The organism is Marinitoga hydrogenitolerans DSM 16785, assembly GCF_900129175.1.
Lineage (GTDB): Bacteria > Thermotogota > Thermotogae > Petrotogales > Petrotogaceae > Marinitoga > Marinitoga hydrogenitolerans.
Genome location: NZ_FQUI01000009.1, coordinates 36189 through 59258, shown reverse-complemented (window position 1 = coordinate 59258; position 23070 = coordinate 36189). Strand labels below are relative to the sequence as shown.

Annotated in this window: 23 protein-coding genes and 1 pseudogene; 16 read left to right on the top strand and 8 right to left on the bottom strand. The window is 26.9% G+C overall.

The annotated features are described in order from the left end of the window. Window positions 1-474 (bottom strand): flagellin N-terminal helical domain-containing protein (locus BUA62_RS04195; RefSeq protein ID WP_456152287.1); only part of this gene is annotated, 474 nt, incomplete at its 3' end. 140 nt (window positions 475-614) lie between these two features. Between BUA62_RS04195 and BUA62_RS04190 the strand changes: the two genes are divergently transcribed. Then, complete coding sequence (locus BUA62_RS04190; protein ID WP_072863759.1) at window positions 615-1394, top strand: alpha/beta hydrolase; 780 nt, start codon at window positions 615-617, stop codon at window positions 1392-1394. A gap of 9 nt (window positions 1395-1403) precedes the next feature. Here the strand turns inward: BUA62_RS04190 and BUA62_RS04185 are convergent, their stop codons facing one another. Continuing rightward, entirely contained in the window at window positions 1404-2270 is an 867-nt protein-coding gene (locus BUA62_RS04185; RefSeq protein ID WP_072863757.1) for a hypothetical protein, read from the bottom strand. 12 nt (window positions 2271-2282) lie between these two features. Continuing rightward, complete coding sequence (locus BUA62_RS04180; protein ID WP_072863755.1) at window positions 2283-3695, bottom strand: Rne/Rng family ribonuclease; 1413 nt, start codon at window positions 3693-3695, stop codon at window positions 2283-2285. Window positions 3696-3819: 124 nt separating this feature from the next. Here BUA62_RS04180 and BUA62_RS04175 point away from each other — a divergent pair, with 124 nt between their 5' ends. The 15 genes and pseudogenes from BUA62_RS04175 to BUA62_RS04105 all read left to right on the top strand — a co-directional run bounded on the left by BUA62_RS04175 (window position 3820) and on the right by BUA62_RS04105 (window position 17628). Next, entirely contained in the window at window positions 3820-4692 is an 873-nt protein-coding gene (locus BUA62_RS04175; RefSeq protein ID WP_072863753.1) for a hypothetical protein, read from the top strand. Window positions 4693-4780: 88 nt separating this feature from the next. Further along, complete coding sequence (fsa, locus tag BUA62_RS04170) at window positions 4781-5440, top strand: fructose-6-phosphate aldolase (RefSeq protein ID WP_072863751.1); 660 nt, start codon at window positions 4781-4783, stop codon at window positions 5438-5440. A 1-nt stretch (window position 5441) separates the two neighbouring features. Further along, window positions 5442-6356 carry a methyltransferase domain-containing protein gene (locus tag BUA62_RS04165; RefSeq protein ID WP_072863749.1) on the top strand — a complete coding sequence of 305 codons (915 nt, stop codon included), beginning with the start codon at window positions 5442-5444 and terminating at the stop codon, window positions 6354-6356. A 13-nt stretch (window positions 6357-6369) separates the two neighbouring features. Then, window positions 6370-6948 carry a hypothetical protein gene (locus BUA62_RS04160; protein ID WP_072863747.1) on the top strand — a complete coding sequence of 193 codons (579 nt, stop codon included), beginning with the start codon at window positions 6370-6372 and terminating at the stop codon, window positions 6946-6948. 2 nt (window positions 6949-6950) lie between these two features. Continuing rightward, on the top strand, window positions 6951-7772 hold the full coding sequence (locus BUA62_RS04155; protein ID WP_072863745.1) for a hypothetical protein: 822 nt from the start codon (window positions 6951-6953) through the stop codon (window positions 7770-7772). Beyond that, complete coding sequence (gene pheS, locus BUA62_RS04150; protein ID WP_143148320.1) at window positions 7741-8757, top strand: phenylalanine--tRNA ligase subunit alpha; 1017 nt, start codon at window positions 7741-7743, stop codon at window positions 8755-8757. The genes BUA62_RS04155 and pheS overlap by 32 nt, the downstream gene beginning before the upstream one ends. Before the next feature lie 13 nt (window positions 8758-8770). Next, a complete protein-coding gene (pheT, locus tag BUA62_RS04145; protein ID WP_072863740.1) occupies window positions 8771-11131 on the top strand; it encodes a phenylalanine--tRNA ligase subunit beta in 2361 nt (786 codons plus the stop codon). Window positions 11132-11193: 62 nt separating this feature from the next. Continuing rightward, on the top strand, window positions 11194-11484 hold the full coding sequence (gene flgM / locus BUA62_RS04140) for a flagellar biosynthesis anti-sigma factor FlgM (protein ID WP_072863738.1): 291 nt from the start codon (window positions 11194-11196) through the stop codon (window positions 11482-11484). Window position 11485: 1 nt separating this feature from the next. Further along, the gene (flgN, locus tag BUA62_RS04135) at window positions 11486-11968 is read left to right on the top strand and encodes a flagellar export chaperone FlgN (protein WP_072863736.1); all 483 of its coding nucleotides are present in this window, start codon (window positions 11486-11488) and stop codon (window positions 11966-11968) included. 12 nt (window positions 11969-11980) lie between these two features. Beyond that, window positions 11981-14905, top strand: a complete 2925-nt coding sequence (gene flgK, locus BUA62_RS04130) for a flagellar hook-associated protein FlgK (protein ID WP_072863734.1) — start codon at window positions 11981-11983, stop codon at window positions 14903-14905. 5 nt (window positions 14906-14910) lie between these two features. After that, entirely contained in the window at window positions 14911-15807 is an 897-nt protein-coding gene (gene flgL, locus BUA62_RS04125) for a flagellar hook-associated protein FlgL (RefSeq protein WP_072863732.1), read from the top strand. 14 nt (window positions 15808-15821) lie between these two features. Then, a pseudogene (gene fliW / locus BUA62_RS11920) lies at window positions 15822-16232 on the top strand (flagellar assembly protein FliW); the annotation flags it as partial. A 72-nt stretch (window positions 16233-16304) separates the two neighbouring features. After that, a complete protein-coding gene (gene fliW / locus BUA62_RS11915; RefSeq protein WP_072863772.1) occupies window positions 16305-16802 on the top strand; it encodes a flagellar assembly protein FliW in 498 nt (165 codons plus the stop codon). A 2-nt stretch (window positions 16803-16804) separates the two neighbouring features. Beyond that, entirely contained in the window at window positions 16805-17038 is a 234-nt protein-coding gene (locus BUA62_RS04110) for a carbon storage regulator (protein WP_072863729.1), read from the top strand. A 50-nt stretch (window positions 17039-17088) separates the two neighbouring features. Then, window positions 17089-17628, top strand: a complete 540-nt coding sequence (locus BUA62_RS04105) for a metal-dependent hydrolase (RefSeq protein ID WP_072863727.1) — start codon at window positions 17089-17091, stop codon at window positions 17626-17628. Window positions 17629-17650: 22 nt separating this feature from the next. On the opposite strand, the gene tsaB is transcribed toward BUA62_RS04105, so the two are convergent. From tsaB to BUA62_RS04080, 5 genes are read right to left on the bottom strand one after another with little or no spacing between them, the layout of a single operon-like run. Continuing rightward, entirely contained in the window at window positions 17651-18328 is a 678-nt protein-coding gene (gene tsaB / locus BUA62_RS04100) for a tRNA (adenosine(37)-N6)-threonylcarbamoyltransferase complex dimerization subunit type 1 TsaB (protein WP_072863725.1), read from the bottom strand. Window positions 18329-18355: 27 nt separating this feature from the next. Then, a complete protein-coding gene (locus BUA62_RS04095) occupies window positions 18356-19720 on the bottom strand; it encodes a tetratricopeptide repeat protein (protein ID WP_072863723.1) in 1365 nt (454 codons plus the stop codon). Between the two features lie 2 nt (window positions 19721-19722). Next, the gene (locus tag BUA62_RS04090) at window positions 19723-20736 is read right to left on the bottom strand and encodes an AI-2E family transporter (protein ID WP_072863721.1); all 1014 of its coding nucleotides are present in this window, start codon (window positions 20734-20736) and stop codon (window positions 19723-19725) included. Window position 20737: 1 nt separating this feature from the next. Further along, window positions 20738-21724: an asparaginase gene (locus BUA62_RS04085; protein WP_072863718.1), complete on the bottom strand. Its 987-nt coding sequence runs from the start codon at window positions 21722-21724 to the stop codon at window positions 20738-20740. Window positions 21725-21774: 50 nt separating this feature from the next. After that, window positions 21775-23043, bottom strand: coding sequence for a transcription antitermination factor NusB (locus BUA62_RS04080; protein ID WP_072863716.1), 1269 nt, complete (start codon window positions 23041-23043; stop codon window positions 21775-21777). Between the last annotated feature and the right edge of the window lie 27 nt (window positions 23044-23070).

Sequence of the window (23070 nt, the reverse complement as noted above, 5' to 3'; positions counted from 1 at the left end):
AAAATGAGCGGAACCAGGAGAAACGATTTTAGCATCTGCTTTTCTTGTTTCTTTTAATGAACCATCTAATAAATTCTTTGTGTTAAATTGTGTTGTCTTTGCTATTCTGTTGATTTCGTCTCTTAATTCTGTGAATTCGTTTTGTAATTGTACCCTATCTGCATCTGTGTTTGTATCTGTTGATGCTTGTACTGCTAATTCTCTCATACGTTTTAATATAGAATGTATTTCATCCATTCCACCTTCTGCTGTTTGAATCATCGAAATTGCATCTTGAGCATTTCTAACTGCTGTGTCTAAACCTTTAACCTGGTTTCTCATTTTTTCAGAGATAGCCAACCCTGCTGCATCATCTGCTGCTCTGTTAATTCTTAACCCTGAAGAAAGTTTTTCTAAAGATTTTCCCATCTCACCTTTAACAGTGTTAAGCGTTCTCCATGCATTTAAAGCCTCCATGTTGTGATAAATCCTCATAATTTCACCTCCGTGTGAAATATAATATATTTTTCAACCATTATATATTTCGTCTATGTTTTTTAAAACTTTAGAGGAAAAGTGGTATAATAAAATGAAATGTATTTATATGTATAAAAAATCAAGAAAGGTGGATGAATATGTTTTTAGATCATATTCCTGAAAACTCTCAAATAGTATATGAAAAATCTTATCCTTTACTTTTAGAAGGTGGAGACATAGCAGTATTGTTAATTCATGGATATACAGGATCACCACATGATATGTATTATTTAGCTGAAAGGTTAAATGAAGTAGGATATACAGTGCATGTTCCGAGATTGCCAGGTCATGGAACAAATGCAAAAGATTTTTTAAATAGCAATTGGAAGGATTGGTTAAGAAAGGTTGTTGATTCATATATAGAATTAAAATCAAAGTATAAAAAGGTTTATATTTCAGGATTATCTATGGGTGGAGTTTTAACTTTATTATTGGCTTCGAAATTTAATCCTGATAAAATAGTATTAGCTGCACCAGCATTGGAAGCATCAGATTGGAGATTAAAATTAACTCCTGTAATAAAATTATTTATGAAAAAAATAAAGAAAAATAAGAAGGAATTTTATGAAGATGGTTTAAATAATTTAGCAAGAGAATATTGGGATTATGATTGGCCATCTAAAGGGGCTGATTTGTATAAATTACAGCGTTTAGCAAGAAAAAGATTAAAAAAAATAAATAGCGATACTTTAATAATAGTTTCAAAAAGAGATAGAACAGTTCCTTTAAAAGTTGCAAATGTTATAAAAAGTAACATTAATACAAAAAAGGTCAAAACAATTATTCTCGAAAAAAGTCCTCATGTTGTTGTGAATGATATAGAAAAAGAAAAAGTTGCAGATGAAATCATAGACTTTTTCAAAGAAAGTGAGAAGTAAAATAGCTTCTCACTTTCTTTTGTAAAATTCTTCAAATAGAAGTCTTTTAGGTATGAATTTGCCATTATTTTCTAAAGCATAAGAATAAGCGATATTCCCTAATAATAAAGTATCTTTTAATGTTTTTCCATCAAATAAAGAGTTTATTATAACGCTTTTAAAGGCGCATTTTGCTTCAAATAAAAAATTTCTTTTTTCAGAAAAAGGTTCTATCTCCCAGGATTCTTCGGAAAAATTAAATTTAATTTTTCCATTTTCTAGGAAAGTTATTTTATAGATATAATGAATATTATCCTTTAAATTAACATGTTCATTGGTAAATATAAAATCTCCAAATATTTCTTTATCTTCTGGAATAATAAGACTTTCTTCAAAATCAAGGAATAAGAATTTCCCTATTAATTTAATATTTCTGGCTAAGGTATTGTTCCAGTTTTGAAGAATCAAATAAACACTTCTTACCTGATTATATATTTCAGATAATATATTTAATGAAAAATTATAATCAATTTTTTCAATATTTCTAAAATCTTTATATACACTTTCAATATCATTATTTATTATTTTTAACACACGTTTTGTTCCATAAGGTTGTCGAGCAAAAAAAAGATCTATATCGTTCTGAGAAAAATACTTATTAATTAAATCTAAAAATTCATCATTTCCCAAAAAATCAAAAATAACAGGATTAAGACCTAATTTCTTTAGATGCAAAGCAATTTTTGTTCCAATACCATTAATTTCCAATGAAATATTCGGAATTGAAAGGATAGATTTTATAAGAACTTCTATACCACCTATGATTAGTATATCCTGTTTTTTTTCAATTTCAAACATAGGAAGCATTTTTTCTCTTATTTGAAATTGTATTCTCATAGAATTCCCCCGTTATTTTCTATATCTTATATTATATGAATTAGGATCTGGCCAATTAAAGTCAATGTATAATTTAACATCAAAATTTTTCTCAATTTCGTTCTTTTTTTCTTTTGTAAAATAACCGGATAGGTTATGGTATACGCTGGCATAAACCTCTTTTATATTATGCTTCTTTTTCAAATCTTCTAAAGATTCTTCTAGTTCTTTAATAGCTCTTCTAAAAACAATTCTTGGAGAAGCAATTTTTCCAGTACCCTGACATATTGGGCACTGAGTAAACAATAAAGCATCAATGGAAGGAGTTGTCCTTTTCCTAGATAGTTCTAATAAACCTAATTTTGTAAATCCAGATATATATATTTTTGCTTTATCCTTTAAAGATTCTTCTCTGAAAATATTTATTATTTCCTCTTTATGATAATTATCTTTCATATCTATAAAATCTATTAAAATGATACCTGCAATGTTTCTGAGTCTTAATTGTCTGGCGATTTCTTTTGCAGCTTCCAAATTTGTCATAAAAGATGTAGATTCAACATCTTTTTCTAACACATTGCTCGCAGAATCCACATCAAAAACTGTTAAGGCTTCTGTTTTATCAATTGTAATTACACCCCCATTTGGGAGTTCTACTTTTCTTGAGAAAATATCGTCAAGTTGTTGATAAATATTTGCCCATGAAAATGCATCAATATCCACTTTTCTTATTTTTAAAGTGGGATATTGTTCTTTTAAGGTGCTGAATTCTTTAAATAAATCAATATCATCAGTGATTATTTCAGTTGTATTATTATCCAATTTTTCTCTTAATATATATTGAACAAAATTTTCGTCTTCAAATAATAATATAGGTTTATTATATGTCTTTGATTTTTTTAAAATAGTATTCCATATATTTTTTAGATTATAAAATTCGTTTTTAATTGTTTCAAACTCAACATTTTCACTGTTTGTTCTAAAAATTAAACCTTCTTCTTCTGTTTCAATTAAGATTTCACCGATTTCTCTTAATCGGTCCTTTTCATTAGATGAAAAGATTTTTTTAGATATGCCAATGCTATTTTCACCGTAAGGCATATAAACAATATATCTTCCAGGAATGTCAATTCTCATTGTTAATTGAGGACCTTTTCTGGTATTTCCGTCTTTTTTTACCTGAACAATAATAAAAGAACCTCTACGCAAAGAATTTGGATCCACAGTAGTATCTTTAAATCTCAAAAAACCATTTTTTTTAGTGCCAATATTAACAAAAAATGATTCTAAAGCAGGAACAACATTTTCAATCCTACCCAAAAAAATTTTTCCTGACAGTTTTCCGATTTCTAAATCTTCAAAAAATATTTCCATTAATTTATTATCTTCAAGCAAGGCAACTCGTATTTCTTCAGAATGTTTACTGAAAACTATGGATTTTTTCACAATATCACCTACAACAAATAGTTTTTTCAATATATTATATCACAAAGTATTTTGAAAACTAAAATTAAATATTTGAATCAAATAGACGATAAAATATAATAGAAAATCTCAAGGAGGGGATATAATGAAAAAAGGATTTTTAATTTTATTCTTATTAATAATACCATATATGATGTTTTCTGAAACATATTATGTTATAGGAAATATGGTTTATAAAGGAATGAATTATTCAAAAGATGAAGAATATAAAAATGAAATAGTTTCACCTGAAAAAGATATAAGTGAAATTTCAGATAAAAGAATAATCATTATAAAAGATGGAGTTAAAGATTCTTTAGAACAAATATATAATGAAAATGGAAATATAAGTATGGTAGATATGGCGGAAATAGAAATGTCAGGAAATATTAATTATGGAAAAAGTAAAATAAAATTATTTGAAAAATCACATACATTTTCATATTTTTTACCAAAAGATTATAGTTATTGGAAAATTGGAGGTAGAAGAGAAGACGAGAATTATATGAAATTGACTACTTTTGAAAATACAATATGGTATAGGATTCACAAAAAAGGGTATTCTGAAAATAATTTATATAAAGATTTTGAATTACCATATGGTGTAAATTCTTTTGTGGATTTTTCAGCGGAAATTGTTGGATTAGTAACTAAAAGTAAAGTGTTGCCAGAAAAAAGTTATAGTATAGCAGGGATTATATTTTCTTTTTTAAATGATAAAAAAGAAAGTGTTGATAAAATATCTTTTGTATGGAGTTCATCAGAGTATCCTTTTAAAGAATATGTATGGATAAATCCAATGCCGTTGAAAGATTCTAAGGATTTTCATATATCTTTTAATGTAAATGATATTGTTAATAATAAAAATGTTAAATACATAAGAGTTATTTTTTGGACTTTTGGAAGTGATAAGTACAAAACATTAACCGCTGATTTATGGATCAGAAATGTGGAATTAAAATTGAGTAAAGCTAAATGAGGTCATTTTGATCTCATTTTTTTTATATAAAAACAATATATTTTTGTGATATAATTATAATATAATAGAATTAGAGGAGGCGATATATATGAAGATATTTTTGGATACTGCAAATTTAGAAGAAATAAAAATTGCAAAGAATTGGGGAATTATAGATGGTGTAACAACAAACCCAACATTAGTTTCAAAAGAAGGAGATATAGATTTTGAAACAAGGGTAAAAGAGATCTGTGATGTGGTAAAGGGTCCAGTTAGTGCAGAAGTGGTTTCAATGGACTATGATAATATGGTAAAAGAAGCAAGACATTTAGCAACTTTGAGTGAATATGTTGTTGTGAAAATTCCAATGACTCAAGATGGAATTAAGGCTGTTAAAACACTATCTTCAGAAGGTATAAAAACAAATGTAACACTTGTTTTTAGCCCGTTACAGGCTTTGTTGGCAGCAAAAGCTGGAGCTACATATGTAAGTCCATTTATTGGAAGGATCGATGACATTGGAAATCAAGGATTAGAATTAATAAATGAAATTTTGCAAATTTATTATAATTATGACTTTGATACACAAATTATTGCAGCAAGTGTAAGACATCCGTATCATGTGGTAGAAGTAGCAAAATTAGGATGTGATGTAGCAACAATTCCTTTTGGTGTTTTAGAAAAATTATTTTTCCATCCTTTAACTGATAAAGGTATAAAAAGATTTAATGAAGATTGGAAAAAATATTTAGAATTAAAGAAAAAGTAAAATGTTGAAAAAATATCTTACAGAGATTATAAAAAGAAAAATCGATAATTTAAATGAAAAAATAATAAAAGCATTTGAAAAGGTTCCACGAGAAAATTTTGTTTTGAGTGGAATTTCTATTGATTCTATATATTCTGATCAAGCAATACCAACGTTTTACGGAAAAACCTTTCTTTCTACTTCAAGTCAACCATCATTAATGGCTTTGTTTTTTAAGGAATCTGGTTTAAATGAAGGATATAAAGTTTTAGATTTGGGAACTGGTACAGGGTATAATGCAGCGATTATGGCAGAAATAGTAGGAGAGAAAGGTCTTGTGATAACTACTGAACCAGAAAAAGATGTTTATAATATTGCGAAAGAAAATCTAAAAAACTATAAAAACATAGTTATATTGAATAGTGATGGATACTATGGTTTTGAAGAAGAGAAATTTGATGTAATACTTTCAACAGTAGCTGTTGATGGAATTCCCAGAATTTGGATTGAACAGTTAAAAGATAACGGTAAAGTCATAGTGCCTATAGTATTAGGAGATAGTTTAACAGATTATACGTTTATAATAGAAAAAAAAGATAAGGAGATTTTTGCAAAGTTTTTAATCCACACATCTTTTTTAAGAGCTTTAGGAAAATTATCATTCAAAAGTAAAATTAAAATAACAGATTATGATTTTAATATTGAAAAAAAATTAAATATTAATCCTAAATTATTTGAATTTTGTATTACTTATTTTAATCCCATTAATAATAATATTAGTGTGAATTCTGAATATGGCATTTATAAAGGTGGAATATTAAAATTTAAAGGAGAAAAATTATTAAATGTTATTGAAAATTTGAAGGATGTGGATTTATATAATTCACATTTTAAAGCGATTGAAATATATGATTATTTAAACTTTATACCTTCTTAATGGAGATGGTTTTATGTCTGATATTATGCTAAAAATATTTAATTCAAAAATAAATTTTCCAGATATTGAAATTTCTGTTGGTGAAAAAATTGGAATATATACGCAAAATCCAGATAAACTATTGAGCAATTTACTTAAAATAATAATTAAACCAAAAAAATATACAGAAGAATATATCTTAGAAGGCATGGATGCAGAAAACTTATCTTATTTTAGTAGGAGAATTTTCCATGTTGTATCTTCAGAATTATGGAATGAAAAAAATATTTTAAAAATAATAAAGAAAAAAACTGAAAATAGAAAAATAACTATAATTTCTGCAAAAGATATAAATATGGATGAAATATTGAAAGTTTCTTTAGAGATAGAAAAAAATTTATCCAAAGAAAATATTATGGTTATAACAAATTCAAAAGAATTTTTAGAGGCTGTGTGCGATAAAGTAATTGATGAAAATGGTAATTCAATGGTATTGGAAGAAGGAACTTTTATTAAACGGTTGGATAATATGGAAGAAATTGAAAATATAAACGAAGTCGAAGGAAAATATATACCCTTACTTTTGAAAAAAAGAGAATTAAATGTGAGGTAGTTATGATAATAAGAAAGATAAATATATATATAATATTGTTAATTGCATTTTCTGTTTTTTTATCTTTATCTCAAATAATTTTTAATTATATATTTCAAAAAGAACCATATTTATATTATGGTTCTTTCCCTATAGAAAGTGAAAATTTGAAATTTTCAAAAGAATTTCCAAAACAAGCAAAAGCTGTTTTAGTTTTAGAGGAAAATATATTAAAAATATATTTGCCAAAAGAGAGTAAATATTTTAATACGATTTTAAAAGATTTAAAGGTATTTTTATATGACACATCGATTAAATTAAATAAGATAGTAAAACCATACTTTATTGAAAAAAAAGATTTAAAAGCTCCAGATATATATAATTATTATTTAAAAATATTAGGGCTTGTATTTTTTTCTGTTATATTTTTTGGAGGTACTCTTTTTTCTGTTTTTGATAAAAATAATTTAACTTTATTTATATTGCATTATTATAAAAACTTTTTTCAGCGATTTTTAATTTTTTTGAGTGTTATATTATCTTTTATTTTTATAGCGTTTTCATTTTTAAAAGATATAAACTTTTTATATGTATATTTTGTTTATGCAATTGGAGCTGTATTTTTTAGATCAATATTTAACAAAATATATATAGATATTTTGAGTTATGCTGTTTTTATATCGGCAGCAATGTTTGTAAATGACCTCTTTATAGTACTTATGATTTTGATTTTAATGGCAATGTTTAATATAATATATAATTATATGTCGATTTTTTATACAAAAACAATTAGAATTAAGGAGGAAAATAAAATTGAACGAAATAAGAGAAAAAATTTTAAATGAATTAAAAGAAAAGGTTAATGAAGTAAAAAATATTCAAGAATTTCAGGTATTAAAGTCAAAATTTCTTGGTAAAAAAGGTGAAATTTCAAACTTAATGAAGCAAATTTCAAAAGTAGAGAAAGAGAAAAGAAAAGAATTTGGTGCTTTTGTGAATAATATAAAAAAAGAAGCTGAAGAGCTTTTAAATGAAGCTTTTGAAAATTTAAAATCAAAAATAAAAGAAGAAGAGGAAAAAAAGAATTGGGTAGATATAACATTGCCAGGAGCAAGAAGGAAAATAGGATATGAACATATATTAAAACAAACAATAAGAGAGGTTTATGAGATTTTTTCAAATATAGGTTATAAAATTGTGGAAGGTCCAGAAATAGAAACAACATGGCACAACTTTGATGCTTTAAACACTCCAGAATGGCATCCTGCAAGGGATATGCAAGACACTTTCTATATAAAGGATAATATCATATTAAGAACACATACATCCCCTGTTCAAGTAAGAACAATGTTAACTCATGAACCACCATTAGCAATAATTTCACCGGGAAGGGTTTATAGAAAAGATGAGCCAGATGCAACACATTCACCAGCATTTAATCAAATAGAAGGTTTATATATAGATAAAAATGTTACGGTTGGACATTTGAAAGCAACACTTGAAAAGTTTTTAACTATGTATTTTGGTGGTTCAAGAAAAGTATTATTAAGGCCAAGTTATTTTCCATTTGTTGAACCTGGTTATGAGGTAGATGTGGATTGTATGTTCTGTGGTGGAAAAGGTTGTAATGTATGTAAAGGTACAGGGTGGATAGAAATATTAGGTGCAGGATTAGTTCATCCTAATGTATTGAAAAACGTAGGTTATGATCCAGAAATATGGCAAGGGTTTGCCTTTGGTACAGGTGTTGAAAGAATAGCTATGTTAAAGCATGGAATTGCTGATATGAGAGAATTTTATAGAAATGATATGAGATTTTTAGGTTTATAAAGGAGGAGTAGGAGTGAATATATCAAGAAATTGGCTTTCTGAATATATAGATTTAAAAGTTTCAACAGAAGAATTAGTTGATAAAATTAAATTGCATTCAACAAATGTTGAAGGGGTTAAAAACCTTGGAGAAAATATTAAAGGTGTTATAGTAGGGAAAATTATAGAAATTAACGAACATCCAAATGCAGAAAAAATAGTTATATGTAAGGTGGATGTAGGAGATAAAGTATTGCAAATATTAACTGCAGATAAATCAGTAAGAGAGAATGATCTGGTACCAGTCGCTATAGATGGGGCTGTTTTGGCTGGTAATTTTAAAATAAAATCAAGAAAAATGAGAGGCATAATGTCTGAAGGTATGATGTGTTCATTAGAAGAGCTGGGATTGGAAGAAAAATCAGAATTTGTGTATAAAATTCCAGAAGAAATAAAATTAGGAACAGATTTCGTAGAATATTTAAAATTAAAAGATGATATTATAGATATAGAAATATTCCCTAATAGACCTGATTTGCTTTCTTATTTTGGTGTAGCAAAAGAGTTTATAGCTATAGACGTTGCAAAAAATTTTGAATATCCTGAGATATTAAATATAGAAAAAGGTGAAGGATTCCCGGTTTATATTGAATATGAAGGATGTAAAAGATATGCTGCTTTAGTAATGGAAAATGTTGAAATAAAATCATCACCTTCATGGTTAGTAAAAAAATTAGCTACTGCTGGTATTAGAAGTATAAATAATGTTGTAGACATAACAAATTATGTGCTATTAGAAACAGGACATCCTGTCCATGCTTTTGATATGGATTTAATAGGAAATAAGATTGTTGTTAGAAAGGCAATGAAGGGTGAAAAAGTAAAATTATTAGATGAAAAAGAATATGAGTTAAATGGGACAGAAACATTAATAACAGATGGAGAAAAGATATTAGCTCTCGGTGGAATAATGGGAGGACAGGATTCTGGGATTAATGAAAATACAAAAAAGGTGTTATTAGAAGTGGCGTATTTTGATCCTGTTAATATAAGGAAAAGTGCTCGATATCATAAAATATCTTCAGATTCTTCATATAGATTTGAAAGAGGGGTAGATCCAAACGATGTAGAATTAGTAATGTCGAGATTGGCCTATTTAATTCACAAATTAGCAAATGGAAAAGTTGCGTCTGTTATGACAGATGTATATCCTGAATATATAAAACCTAAAAAAGTATATATAAGAAATAAATACTTAAATGAAAGATTGGGAGTTTCTATTAAAACAGATGATGTAGAAAAAATATTAAATAGATTAGATTTTGAAAATAAAAAATTGGAAGAAAAGTTTGAGGTAACAATACCAACATCAAGACCAGATATAACAGATGAAATTGATTTGGTTGAAGAAATTGGAAGAATATATGGATATCATAACATACCATCAGTTTTACCTTTTAATAATATGATAGGAGGTATTTCTGATTATATAAAATTCAGAGAAAAAGTATCTGAAGTAATGAGATTAAATGGGTATAATGAAGCATTCACATTTGCTTTTATGGATAATTCAAGAATGTGGTTGAAAAAGGGTGAAATATTCTTAGAAAATCCAATATCTTCGGAACTTGCGACAATGAGACCACTTCTTGTATATGGAGTTTTGGAATCGGCCTCATATAATTTCAGAAATCAGAGCAGAAATATTAAATTATTTGAAATAGGAAAAAGTTTCTTGAAAGATGATACTTCAGAAACAGGTGTGAAAGAAATAGAAAAATTAGCTTTTGTTGGTATTGGTGAAGAAAATCCATATGATTATACAGATAAAAGAAATGTTAATTTTTATACATTTAAAGGAGCTTTAGATAATTTATTTGATTATTTTGGAATAACTGCAGAATATAAAAGATACAATGCAAAAGGTATGTCGCATTCGCAAAGTGCGATGATTATTGTAAATAACGAAGAAATAGGCTTTATAGGTAAAATAGATAAAGATATAGCAAAAGATATTTATGATATCAATCAACCAGTTTATATAGCTGAGATAAATATAGAAAAAATGTATGAAGCGAAAAAAGAAAGAAAGAAAAATGTGTCGTCATTTGAATTTCCTTCTATGAGAAGAGATTATTCAATGCTAATTAATGATAAAATAACGTTCTTTGATATAAAAAACATTATACAAAAAGTGGGTAAGAAATTAGTGGAAGAAATAAAAATATTTGATGTTTATAAAGGTAAAAATATCGAAGAAGGTAAAACAAGTATTACCATAACTGTAACATATAGAGCTAAAGATAGAACATTAACAGACGATGAAATAAATAGAATAGCAGAAAAAACAATTAAAAGATTGAAAGAAGAATTGGGAATACAGGTTAGAGTATAAAATTAATATCTGGCATTTTTTAGACGATAAATATAGTGATAAGTTTTTTGGAGGTGTTTAATATGGATATAAATAAATTGAATAGGGTATATCAGCAGTATATAAAAAATGAAACGTTAAAGAAAGAAAATAAAATAGGGAAAACCTCCAATGAAGAGAGAATAATAAAACAGGATATCTCTCCTGTAAAAGTTTCAGTTGATGGTTCATCAAAAAAATACATAGAAATGGCCAGGAATGAAATCCCTGAAGTCAGGGAAAACCTCGTGGAAGAGTTACGCCAGGCCATTGAACAGGGGTTATATAAAATAGATGCGGACAAAATAGCGGAGAAAATGCTTGGAGGTCTCTAAAATGTCAGATATTGATATAAAAAAAATAGTCCACGAGGAGTTAAATATCCTCGTGGATCTTTTTTATTATATGGAAAAATTAAAAAATGGTATTTTGAATAATGATGAAATAAAATCATTAAATTTTGTTGTATCAAAAATTAGTGAAAATGCTTTGAATTTGTCAAAAATTGAAAAACAGAGAATTGAAATCTTTAATAATTTTGCTTCACAAATGGCTTTAAAAAATACATTAAAGGATTTTATAAAATATTTTGATAAAAAAGATAAAGAGATAGCAAAAATACTTAAGGAAATATCAGAAAAGCTTATGGATATTTCTTCATTAAATAGCACTTTAAAAGAGTTATTAAAGGCGCGAATTGAATACAACGATATATTAATAAAGCTATTTATGGGTTCTGAGAACACTGTGCCAGTTTACAATAAAAATGGAATATACAACAAGACAATTGACCAAAGTAAAGCAAACTGGCAGGGTTGATGAGGTGATATAATGTCATTATTTAATACACTGAATACGGGAATTTCTGGAATATTTTCAAACAAAGTGGCAATGAATGCAGTATCTCAAAATATTGCCAATGTTAATAATTCCAACTATTCAAGAAGACAAGTGAATATCTCAACAAATGCCACTATTAATTATGGTGGGTTTGAATTAGGGACAGGTTCAAAAATTGAATCTATAGAAAGGGTTAGAGATCAATTTTTAGATGTTCAATATAGAAAATATAATAGTGATTATGGATATTGGAAAACAATGAATTCAAACCTTAATTATATACAATCGCTTTATGGTGAGCCATCAGAAGATGGTTTTAGAAGAGCATTTGATGAATTTTGGGGATCTGTTCATAAAATATTATCAGAACCAACTGTTCCGGAAAACAAAAGAGAATTAATATATAAAGCACAAGAACTTTCAAATAAAATGAGTAGTTTATTTTCAGATATAGAAAGTGTTAAAAACAATTTAAATAATGATGTTGAAAATATACTAAAAGATATAAATTCAAAGTTAAGTGAATTATCAAATCTAAATAGACAAATAAAAGAATTGAAAACTCAAAATATAGAAGCTAATGATTTACTGGATAAAAGAGATGCGATATTAGATGAGTTATCAGAGAAGTTAAATTTTACTGTGAAAGAAAAAAAAGATGGTCAAATAAGTATTATTTTAAAAAATCATGAAATATTAAATGGGGAAATATATAAAAAATTAAGCATTAAAGAGGTTAATGGGAAAAACTATGTTTTTGTAGATAATGGAATCATGAATATAAAAAACGGAAGTTTAGGTGCTACAATTGAATTAAGAGATAAGGTTATAAATGAGCAGTTAAATAGATTAAATGAATTAGCAGCCACATTTTATGATACATTAAATCTTATTCATGAAGAAGGTTATGATTTAACAGGTACAATAAGAGGAATGAACTTTTTTAATGAATTACAATCTGGAAACTTAGAAACAGATAAATTAAGAAGGATAGCAGGAAATATATTATTAAGTGGAGAACCTAAAAATTATGTTGATAGTTATATTAAGTTCAACCAAAATACAATAAATGATATAAAAGTTAATTTTGATATAGGCAGTGGAGAATTAATTAATATCGAAAATGGTTTTGAAGATAATAGTGATTATGTAGCAACGATAAATTCTGGAGAAACTCTAGATAATTTAAGTGTAGGCAGTAAATTTAGAGGAGATTTTAATTATAAATACAGTGTGCAAAATGGTGGATTATTAACCTTTGCAAACAAAGGTGGTTCCTCTTTAGATAATCGTTTAATAATAGATTTTAATAGAAATATATTTAAACAAATGGGAATACCTACAAAAGATATCGAAGCCTTAAAATGGACAGATATTCCATCAACATCAATGCAAGGAATAATGACTTTTAAAGGACCGGGTAATTATACAGAAACACTTAATTTGCAGGGGGTCACAACATTAAATGAAATAGCTCAGAGAATAAATGTTGATGCAGATGGCGATGGAAATAATGATGGTGGATTAAAGCTTGTTAGAGCCTTTGTCAGGAATAATGAATTATATATAGTACCAACAGATAAGGCTTATGGCGATATGAAAAATATAATTATTGATGATCCTAATGGGATGTTACACGAAATGAATTCTAACTCTGTAGATTTATCAGTTCTTGATACATCTCAAAATTCTTTAAAAAATTCTTTTGGATTATATGCATATAAAACAAAAATGTTTGATTTATCAGGATATTTACCCACTGACAATGTAGCTATAAAAATAAATTATAAAGATTCAACACCACAATATACAAGTACTATTCAAAAATCTTCCTTAAACGGTGTCACGATAGGATCCAATAGCGAATTTCAAATAGTGCAAAATGGTGAGGAATTTGAAATATTACCAGGTGCAGATGGAAATACATTTAGCTGGGAAAATATTGATAGTATTGAGATAAACGTAGGAAGTAGTAGTATAAAAATAGAAAACTTTTATTATGATGAAGATTCTGCAGCAAATAAATTGGTGAATCAAGGATGGGCAACAAATACACAAAGTGCGAAATTAACGCTAAAATCAGATGAGGATTTAAAATGGAGAATGAATTTTCTTGATTTTGGATCATTTATTTCAATACAGGGAAAAAAGATAAATATAGATTTTCATAGAGATACACTTGAGAGTTTAACAAAAAAAATAAATGAAACAAACACAGGAGTATTAGCATTTTATACGCCAGGTGGAAGGTTTGTTCTGAAAGCTGATAAAACAATAAACTATGACTTAAAAAATGCAGAAATCAAAGGTTCTGAAAAATTATTTGAATTGTTAGGGTTATGGAAGCATGAAGATAGTACGCAACCATACTCTGAAAATTTTACGTTATTAAATCCAGATTATGATTCGAATACACTAGAAAATAAATTAAAGTATGCGTCTAAATTTATTTTGTCTGATACAATAGACGTAGCTAAAAATTTAAAGGTTAAAGATTATTTGTTAAATAATCCTGATATGTTAGCCATGGATTTAGGCAAACGAATAGATTCTGACAATGATGGTGATATTGATACTATAATTCCTTCGGGTGAATATTCTTCAACTCTTTGGGAAGAAGGATATTTACTAAAAAGTACGAAATTATTTTCTGATGGGAAGCACGATTTTGAAGATTATATTTCCGATATGATTACAGAAGTTGGATTATCTGGTGAAAAAGCAAAAAGAATGGAGATAAATAGTGATAGCTTAAGAACAGAATATCTCAACCAAAGAGAAAGTGTAAAAGGAGTTTCATTAGATGAAGAAATGGCCAATATGATTAAATATCAACAAGCATTTAATGCTGCAGCAAAGGTAATTAATGTTGTTGATAGCATGCTCGATAGGATAATTAATGGATTGATGAGGTGATTGTTATGAGAATTACGCAAAGCATGATTGCAAATAATGCAATAAACAATATTAGGAATTCAATGCTAAGAAGAGAAGAATTAAGTGTGCAAATAACAACGGGAAAAAGAATTAATAAACCTTCGGATGATCCGTTGAATGCTGGAAAATCCAGTTATCTAATGAGTAGAAATAGATTGTTAAATGAGTATGTTGATAATATAAAAAATACAAGATCTGTGTTGGTTTATTATGATACAGCATTACAGGAAATGCAGAATGTTAATCGTCGGATAAAAGAGTTAACTGTTCAAGCGGCTAACGATACCCAAACAGTTGAAGACAGAAATAATATTGCTATTGAGCTTAAACAGCTAAAAGAGCATCTATATAAATTAGCAAATACACAAATTGGGGGTAAATATATTTTTGGTGGAGCGAAGACAGATTTGCCACCAGTAAGAAAAGAAAATGAATCAGTTGTTATTAACACTCCACAAGAAGCAAATATAAGAGCGAAACTTCCTCTTGAACACATTGATATTGAATATGGTGTAACAGTATACGACATTTTTAAAACAGATTCAGGCGAAACTGTGTTTGGAATATTAGATAGACTTATAAGTTCTGTTGAAAGTGGAAATAATGAAAATATAGAAAGAGATTTGGGTTCTTTGGATAGCATTTTAAATAAAGTAAATGCTAATTTGGCTCGGGTTGGAAGTGTAGATAATATGTTAGAATCTATGGAAAAAAGATTTGAGAAAGTAATAGATAATAATACAGATGTTATTAATGAATTAGTAGGTACCGATTTAACAAAAGCATTAAGTGATTTATCACTTGAACAAACGACTTTACAAGCAGCATTGAAGACAACTGCACAAATATTACCACAATCCCTTGTGGATTTTATTAGATAGGGAGGAGATTTGGAGTGGCATTAAGATTATATAAAACAAGGATAGGAGAAATTGAAGTAGAAGATAAAGAAATTATTATTTTTGAAGATGGGATACCAGGATTTGAGCACTTAAAAAGGTTTGTTATACTTACACTTGAAGAAACATATCCAATAATGTGGCTTTTATCATTAGAAGATGAACTTGTTTCACTACCAATAATAGAGCCTAAATTAATAAGAGTAGATTATCAGATAAAGGTTCCAGAAGAGATTGTAAGTAAATTGGGGATAAATGATGATAATGATGCAGCAGTCTTTACAATATTGACTATACCTCATGAAAATCCTGAAAATGCTACGGTTAATTTAAAAGCACCTCTAATCATCTCAAAAAAAACTAATAAAGGCATTCAGTATATTTTGGATGATGAAAGTTTATCTATAAAACATAATATAAGAGATGAGATAATAATAAGCCAACAGGTTCTTGAAAGGCAAATAAAACAAGTTTCTAAGATTTCTCAAAATAAAAGTAAATATAACACAAAATTTGGTGAATTAGAAATAGCAGATAACGAAATAATAATATTTGAAAGCGGAATACCAGGATTTGAAAATCTTAAAAAATTTTATATCCATTTTTCAAAAGAAACATTTCCCATACAATGGTTATTATCTTTAGAAAATCCAGAAATAACATTTCCAGTAATAGATCCTGTATTAGTGAGGGTTGATTACACATTTGACTTATCAAAAGATATTGTTGAATATTTAGAAATTAAAAAACCGGAGGACGTAAAAATATTTACAATAATGACAATTCCTCATGGTGATCCTGATAATATCACAGTAAATTTAAAAGCACCAATAATTATTTCTAAAGTGAACAACAAAGGTGTTCAGTTAATTTTAGAAAATGAAAATTATCATTTGAAACATAATGTAAAAGAAGAAATTTCGAGAAGCGATGAAATTATAAAAAAACAGGCACCTGATAAAGAAAGGGGTGCATAATTATGTTAGTACTATCCAGAAAGAATGATGAGGGAATAACTATAATGATTGATGACAAAATATTAAAAATAAAAGTTCTAAATATAGAAGGTAATGCAATCAAATTGGGATTTGAGGGGCCAAGAGAATTTAAGATATATAGAGAAGAAGTGTACGAAAGTATAATGAAAGAAAACATTTCTGCAACTAAAGTAAAAGACGTATCTCAAGTAAAAAAATTATTTAACAAAAAATAGCCCTTAGGGCTATTTTTTATCTTAAATAATTAATTGAAAGGAGAAATATTATGCCAAACTTTAAAACACATGTAATCACAGGAATATTATTTTATCCTACATATTTTCTACTATATTCCTTTATTTTAGATATAGCAAATAAGGCCTTTTACCCGGATGAATCAATAATTTTAATATCTTTTTTTCTTTTTGTGCTTGGTTCGGATTTGCCAGATGTGGATCATAAATTTTCTTTAATAAATAAGATTTTTAGAATATTATTAGTCGGAATAGGAATATATATAGTTTTTAAAATTAGAAGATACTTTGATTTTTTTTCGTTTTTCCCATTTAGATTATATATAATAAAAACATTATATATAATAATTGGAATAATTTTAGGGAGTTTAATTGGAATATTATTTAATTATATAACCAAGCATAGAGGTAAATGGCATAGCCCAATTACAGGTATAATAATTGGAATAATAATGTATATTTTAAAAACCAATAGTTATTATATTATTGATTATAATGCTCTATTTTTATCTTTGTCATTGACAATAGGATTTTTTGTTCATCTGTTTTTAGATTTTCATTTTAAAGGTTGAAATATTTAATTATAAATATCTTCTAATTATAAATATCTTCGTCAATTTTCATTTGTTTTTTTCTTTCAAAATTTTCAACAGCAAGAGGTTTTTGAAGATATAATATTTTCAAATCTTTTGCCAAGATAGCTTTATCTTTGTTGTTTTCAATATAATTGATAAATGAGTCTATAGAAAAATTTGATGATAAAATTTCATTATTAAGATTCAATTTTTCTTTAAAATATAAGCTTTCATCACCAAGTAAAAAAGAATTTTTAATGATTTCTTTTAATGAATCAATAGACACCAGAGCAGGAGGGAAAACAGTTTTACCTTTATCGAAAATATGAACATAAGCAGCATCAACGCGAGCCCTTTTTAAAATGGCTATTTTTTTATTTTTATGAATTCCATTATAGCTATTAAACAAAACCTCTGTAGAAATTACAGGAACAACATGTTTATTTTTTTTAAAAAGCAATCCCTGTAAAGACGCAATGGATATTCTAATTCCAGTAAAAGATCCAGGTCCTACAGAACATCCGAAGAAATCGATATTGTCTAAATCTATAGAGTTTTCTTTTAATATTTCATCTATTAATGCTATAATATAACTCCCTGAATTTTTTTCAAAGTTTTCTTTGTAATAAACAGAATTATTCTTTTTTAAAACTATTAAAAGTCCTTTATTTGAAGCATCTATACCAAGAATATTCAAAATATCACCACCTGAAAAATCATTTGTTTAATTTTGTTGAGATTGTTTTTTTTTATGAGCCATTTTATATGCCATCATAGCTTGCTCAACTTCATCTAATTCTTCGAGAATACGTGCCATTAATATATAAGTTTTATAATCATTAGGATCCTTTATTATCATCTTTTCTGTTATTTTTAAGGCGATTTTGTATAATTTTAGTTTCATATAAAATTCTACACTTTTATGTGAAAGAATAAAATATGGTATAAGGAAAATAAATATTAAAAATAAAATTAAAATAATAGCATAATATATCACTAATCCATTATTTTTTTCATTTTTTTCTGTTTTGGTTGCAATATTTGATTTAGATGCAACAGTTGATGTATCCTTTTTATTAATTACAGAATTTAAAATTGTTTGTTTTAATTCTATAAGTTCAGTTTTTAATGGTTCTTGAGAATCTTCTATTAACTTATCGATATTATCAGGTGGTTTTTTAAATATTATTTTATTTGAACTTTCAATTCTAATTCTTATAGTTTTTAATATTCCGGTTAATAGGGTATACAATGTATTTTTTTCAATATTTAAATTTAATGTTTGCTCAGTTATATTTAAAATATTTTGGGTAAAATTTTCTAAACTATTTAATTCAACAATATATATATTTGAAGATAATTCGCCAATTTGAGCTTTTAAATCGAAATATTTTTTTAATAATGAATATGTTTGTAACTCTTCAGTATTAATAATTCCTTCTCTTCTTAAAAAGTCGAGTAATTTAAATGCCCCAAGATAATTGTTTTCATCAAGGAAATAAGTAGAATTATTTAAAATGTTGTTTATTTCTGCTATTTTAGATTTAGGAACAAAAGTGACAACAAATTTTTCCATGTCTTTATCCAAAAAAACAGGAGATTTAATAGATTTATCTACAAATATTTGTAAAAACCCCTGGTATGTAAAAGGAGATATATATTTATTTAAACCATCTAATTTATAAAAATATTTATATGAATTTAATTCAATAATACCTGTTTCCAAAGTTCTTTTTATACTTAATGGGATTTTTGGGAAAATCTTTAATATTAATTGGGTTTCCTCTTCATTTAAATTTCCATTATATAAACCAAGAGAATTACAAAATTTATTGAAATTTTCTTGTATTAAAGAGTTAAGGAAAGGAGCATTTTTATAATTTTCATAAAAGTATTTTTTAGCAGATAAAATTTCTCCTAAGATACCAATAGATGGATCATTTGGGTTTTCTGAAATATATTTTACAAATTGAACCCATGCTTGATTTAATGTATTTGGCATTTTTGAAAGATTTTTAATATCTTCAATAGATGTGGAAAAATTTAAAATATTTATTAATAAAAAAAGAAAAAGAAGATATTTCTTCATTGTTAGCTCCTCTCAAGTTCGGGTTTAATATAAATTTGCCAGAATACTTTTATTATCATAGCAGTAGGGACAGCAATCAAAGCACCAGTAAGACTAATAATAGAGCCGAGGACTAATAGAGAAAATATAGTTATTACAGGATTTATTCTACCATAATCTTTCATAATAGCAATAAAAATAATAAAAGCAGCTCCGTGAATTATCGACATAATAACTAAAAATAATAACATTGTTGTTAAACCACTTGAAACACCAACAATTATCATAGGAATAAATTCTAAAATGACACCTATGACAGGTATAAAATTAGTGACAGCAGCCCAAAAACTTAATAATAATTGATATTTTATTCCCAAAAATGACATAGCTAAAAAAGCTGAAATACCAACAAATGCAGAAGCAAGTAATGTTGCAACAACATAATGTTCAATTTGATTAAAAGCTTCGTTATAAAATTCATTTGCAGATTTTCTCAAAGATTTTGGATAAAGATATTGAAGTTTCTCTTTAAAATAATCGAAATAAAAACTAAAATATATAGTTCCAATAGTTAAAAAGAATAAAAAAGTAAATGCTTTTTGACCATAAGTTGGAATTAATTCGATAAAGTTAGAAAGTAAATCTATTAACTTAGGTTGTAAGGAATTCATGAAATTTTCTATATTATCAACAATATTTTCAGGTTGGTTTTGTAATAAAACCTTCCATTGTGCTTTTTGAAAAAAATCATTGAGAAAAACAATAAAATTACTTATTTCTTTAATTACTGTAGGAATAAGCAGAACAAGTAAAAGATAAAGAAAAAATAAAGATCCAATCAAAGATATTACAACGGCTATTTTCATGGGAATTTTTAAGCGATTTAATCCTTTGGCAATTAAATTTATAGCTAAGACAAACCCCATTGTGAATATTATTATTGCGAAAACATCTTTTGATATAAATGCTATACTGACAAACAGGAAAAAATATAAGGAAGTAAATAAAGCTCCTTTAAGGTTAGCACTTAATTTCATTTTAATCAGCTCCATTAAATTCAAAATATTTTCTTAACTCTTCAATATTATTAGTTACCCCTAAAGCCACTGTTAATTTAATACGAGCTTTTTGCCCAGAAACCTCATTTCCCAAAATAGCTCCTTTGTTTTTTAGATCAGCTCCACCACCATGGTAACCGTACACCCCAAGAACTCTACCTTTAAAACACCTTGAAACAACTATAACGGGCAATGATTTTTCTTTTACAAGCCATTCAATTTTATCAGCAACTTTTGGAGGTACATTACCTCTTCCAAAACCTTCAACAACAACACCTTTAAAACCCAAATCTGGTAAAACATTTAAGATAGATCCATCATCACCAGTATAAGTTTTTATTAATGCAACTTTATCTTCAACATCTTTTGCATCAATATGCATTCTTAAAAGTGATTCTCTATAAAATATTATAGCATCTTCATCTACTATTCCTAATGGTCCATATCCAGGAGAATCGAAAGTGGCAACGTTGCTTGTATAAGTTTTAGTAACTTCCCGTGCAGAATGTATTTCATCATTTAAACATACAAGAATGCCTTTATTAATAGCTTTTTTAGAAGAAGCAACTCTTACTGATGAAATTAAATTTGCAGGGCCATCGGTACTTGGCTCATTCCAATTTCTCATAGCAGCAGTTAAAACAATAGGTTTTTTTTCATTTAAAACAAGATCTAAAAAATAGGCAGTTTCTTCAAGAGTGTCGGTTCCATGGGTTATAACAGCACCATCTATATCATTTCTTGATAAAATCTTTTTTATAAATCTTGAAAGTTTAAACATAACTTTAGGGGTCATATGTGGACTTGGAATATTTGTAAATTCAATCAATTCAGTTTCAGCAATATTTCTTAATTCTGGTATTTCATTTAAATGTTTATTTTTTTCTTCAGAGGGGACAACGCCTAATAATGGATCGTGTATCATAGCTATAGTTCCACCAGTTGTAATTATTGCAATTTTTCCCATGATTTACCCCTTTCTTTATGTATATAAATTAATATTTATTAAATTTAATTTTAGAGAAGACGAAGTTTTGCAACATAAAAAGGAATTAAAGAATTATCAGGATAAAAATAATAACCAAATCCATCATAGTAATATTTTATCCCATATTTTTCCAGATCAATTTTTTCAAATTGTATATTGGTATATTTTGAAGAGATATATTTCATATTTTCAGTATTTTCTTCTCTGGAAATTGTACAAGTTGAATAAACAATCTCACCATTTAATTTTATTAAATTATTAATTGCGTTTTCTAGTAGTTGTTTTTGAATATCCGCATAATTAGAAAAATCCTTTTTTGAAACCCTATGCATAACCTCCGGATGAATAGAAATTGTTCCCAATGAAGAACATGGTGCATCAATTAGTATTTTATCATATTTTCCCTCATTGTAGTCAACTCCGGAAAATAACTTTGTTTTGATTATATCAATTCCCATTCGCTTTGCATTTTTTTCAATTAATTCTAATCTATCAATATCAATGTCAAGAGCAATGATTTTCCCTTTATTTTCCATTATTTGAGCGATTTCTGTTGTTTTTCCACCTGGTGCTGCACACATATCTAAAACATCTTCGCCGGGAATAGGATCCAAAATTAAAGGAATAATTTGTGAACTTTCATGTTGAATATAAAAATATCCATTTTTATATAATTCAGTAATTTCAATAGGAGATTTTGGGTTTTCTACAATAATTCCAAAAGGGGAATGTTGTGTTTTTATAGTATTATAATCATTTAAATTTTTAATAAGATCGTCTATAGAAGTTTTTAATGAATTTATTCTTAAAGTTAAAGGGTTTACAGAATAACTTTTTTCCATAAATGATAAAGTATAATTTTTTGGAAAATGATCATTTAAATAATCATAGAGCCATTTTGGAGTAGAAAATTTTACCCATACAGGTTCTTCAAAATCATTCATTTTACTCAATAAAGTTTTAAGTGTAGCATTAATAAACCCTCTAACCTTTCTGTTTTTCGCTATTTTAACAGTTTCATTTACAGCAACATAAGGTTTAAAATCACTAAGAAGCTGATAAGCACCTAATCGCAACATCCATTTTGAAGCGGGAGTAATGCTTTTATAATTTTTAATGAGTTTCTTTAAATACCAGTCAATTTTAACTAAATTTCTAATTGTACCCCAGACAAGATTTTTCAATAAAGCCATGTCTTCGTTTGAATAAATTTCATTAAAATATTCAAAAGATTTTTGAGGGATATAATGTTTTTTCTCAAATTCTCTTAAAAGTAAATAAGCATCTCTTCTAATCATTTTTTCACCTCTTTTCTCATAATTATA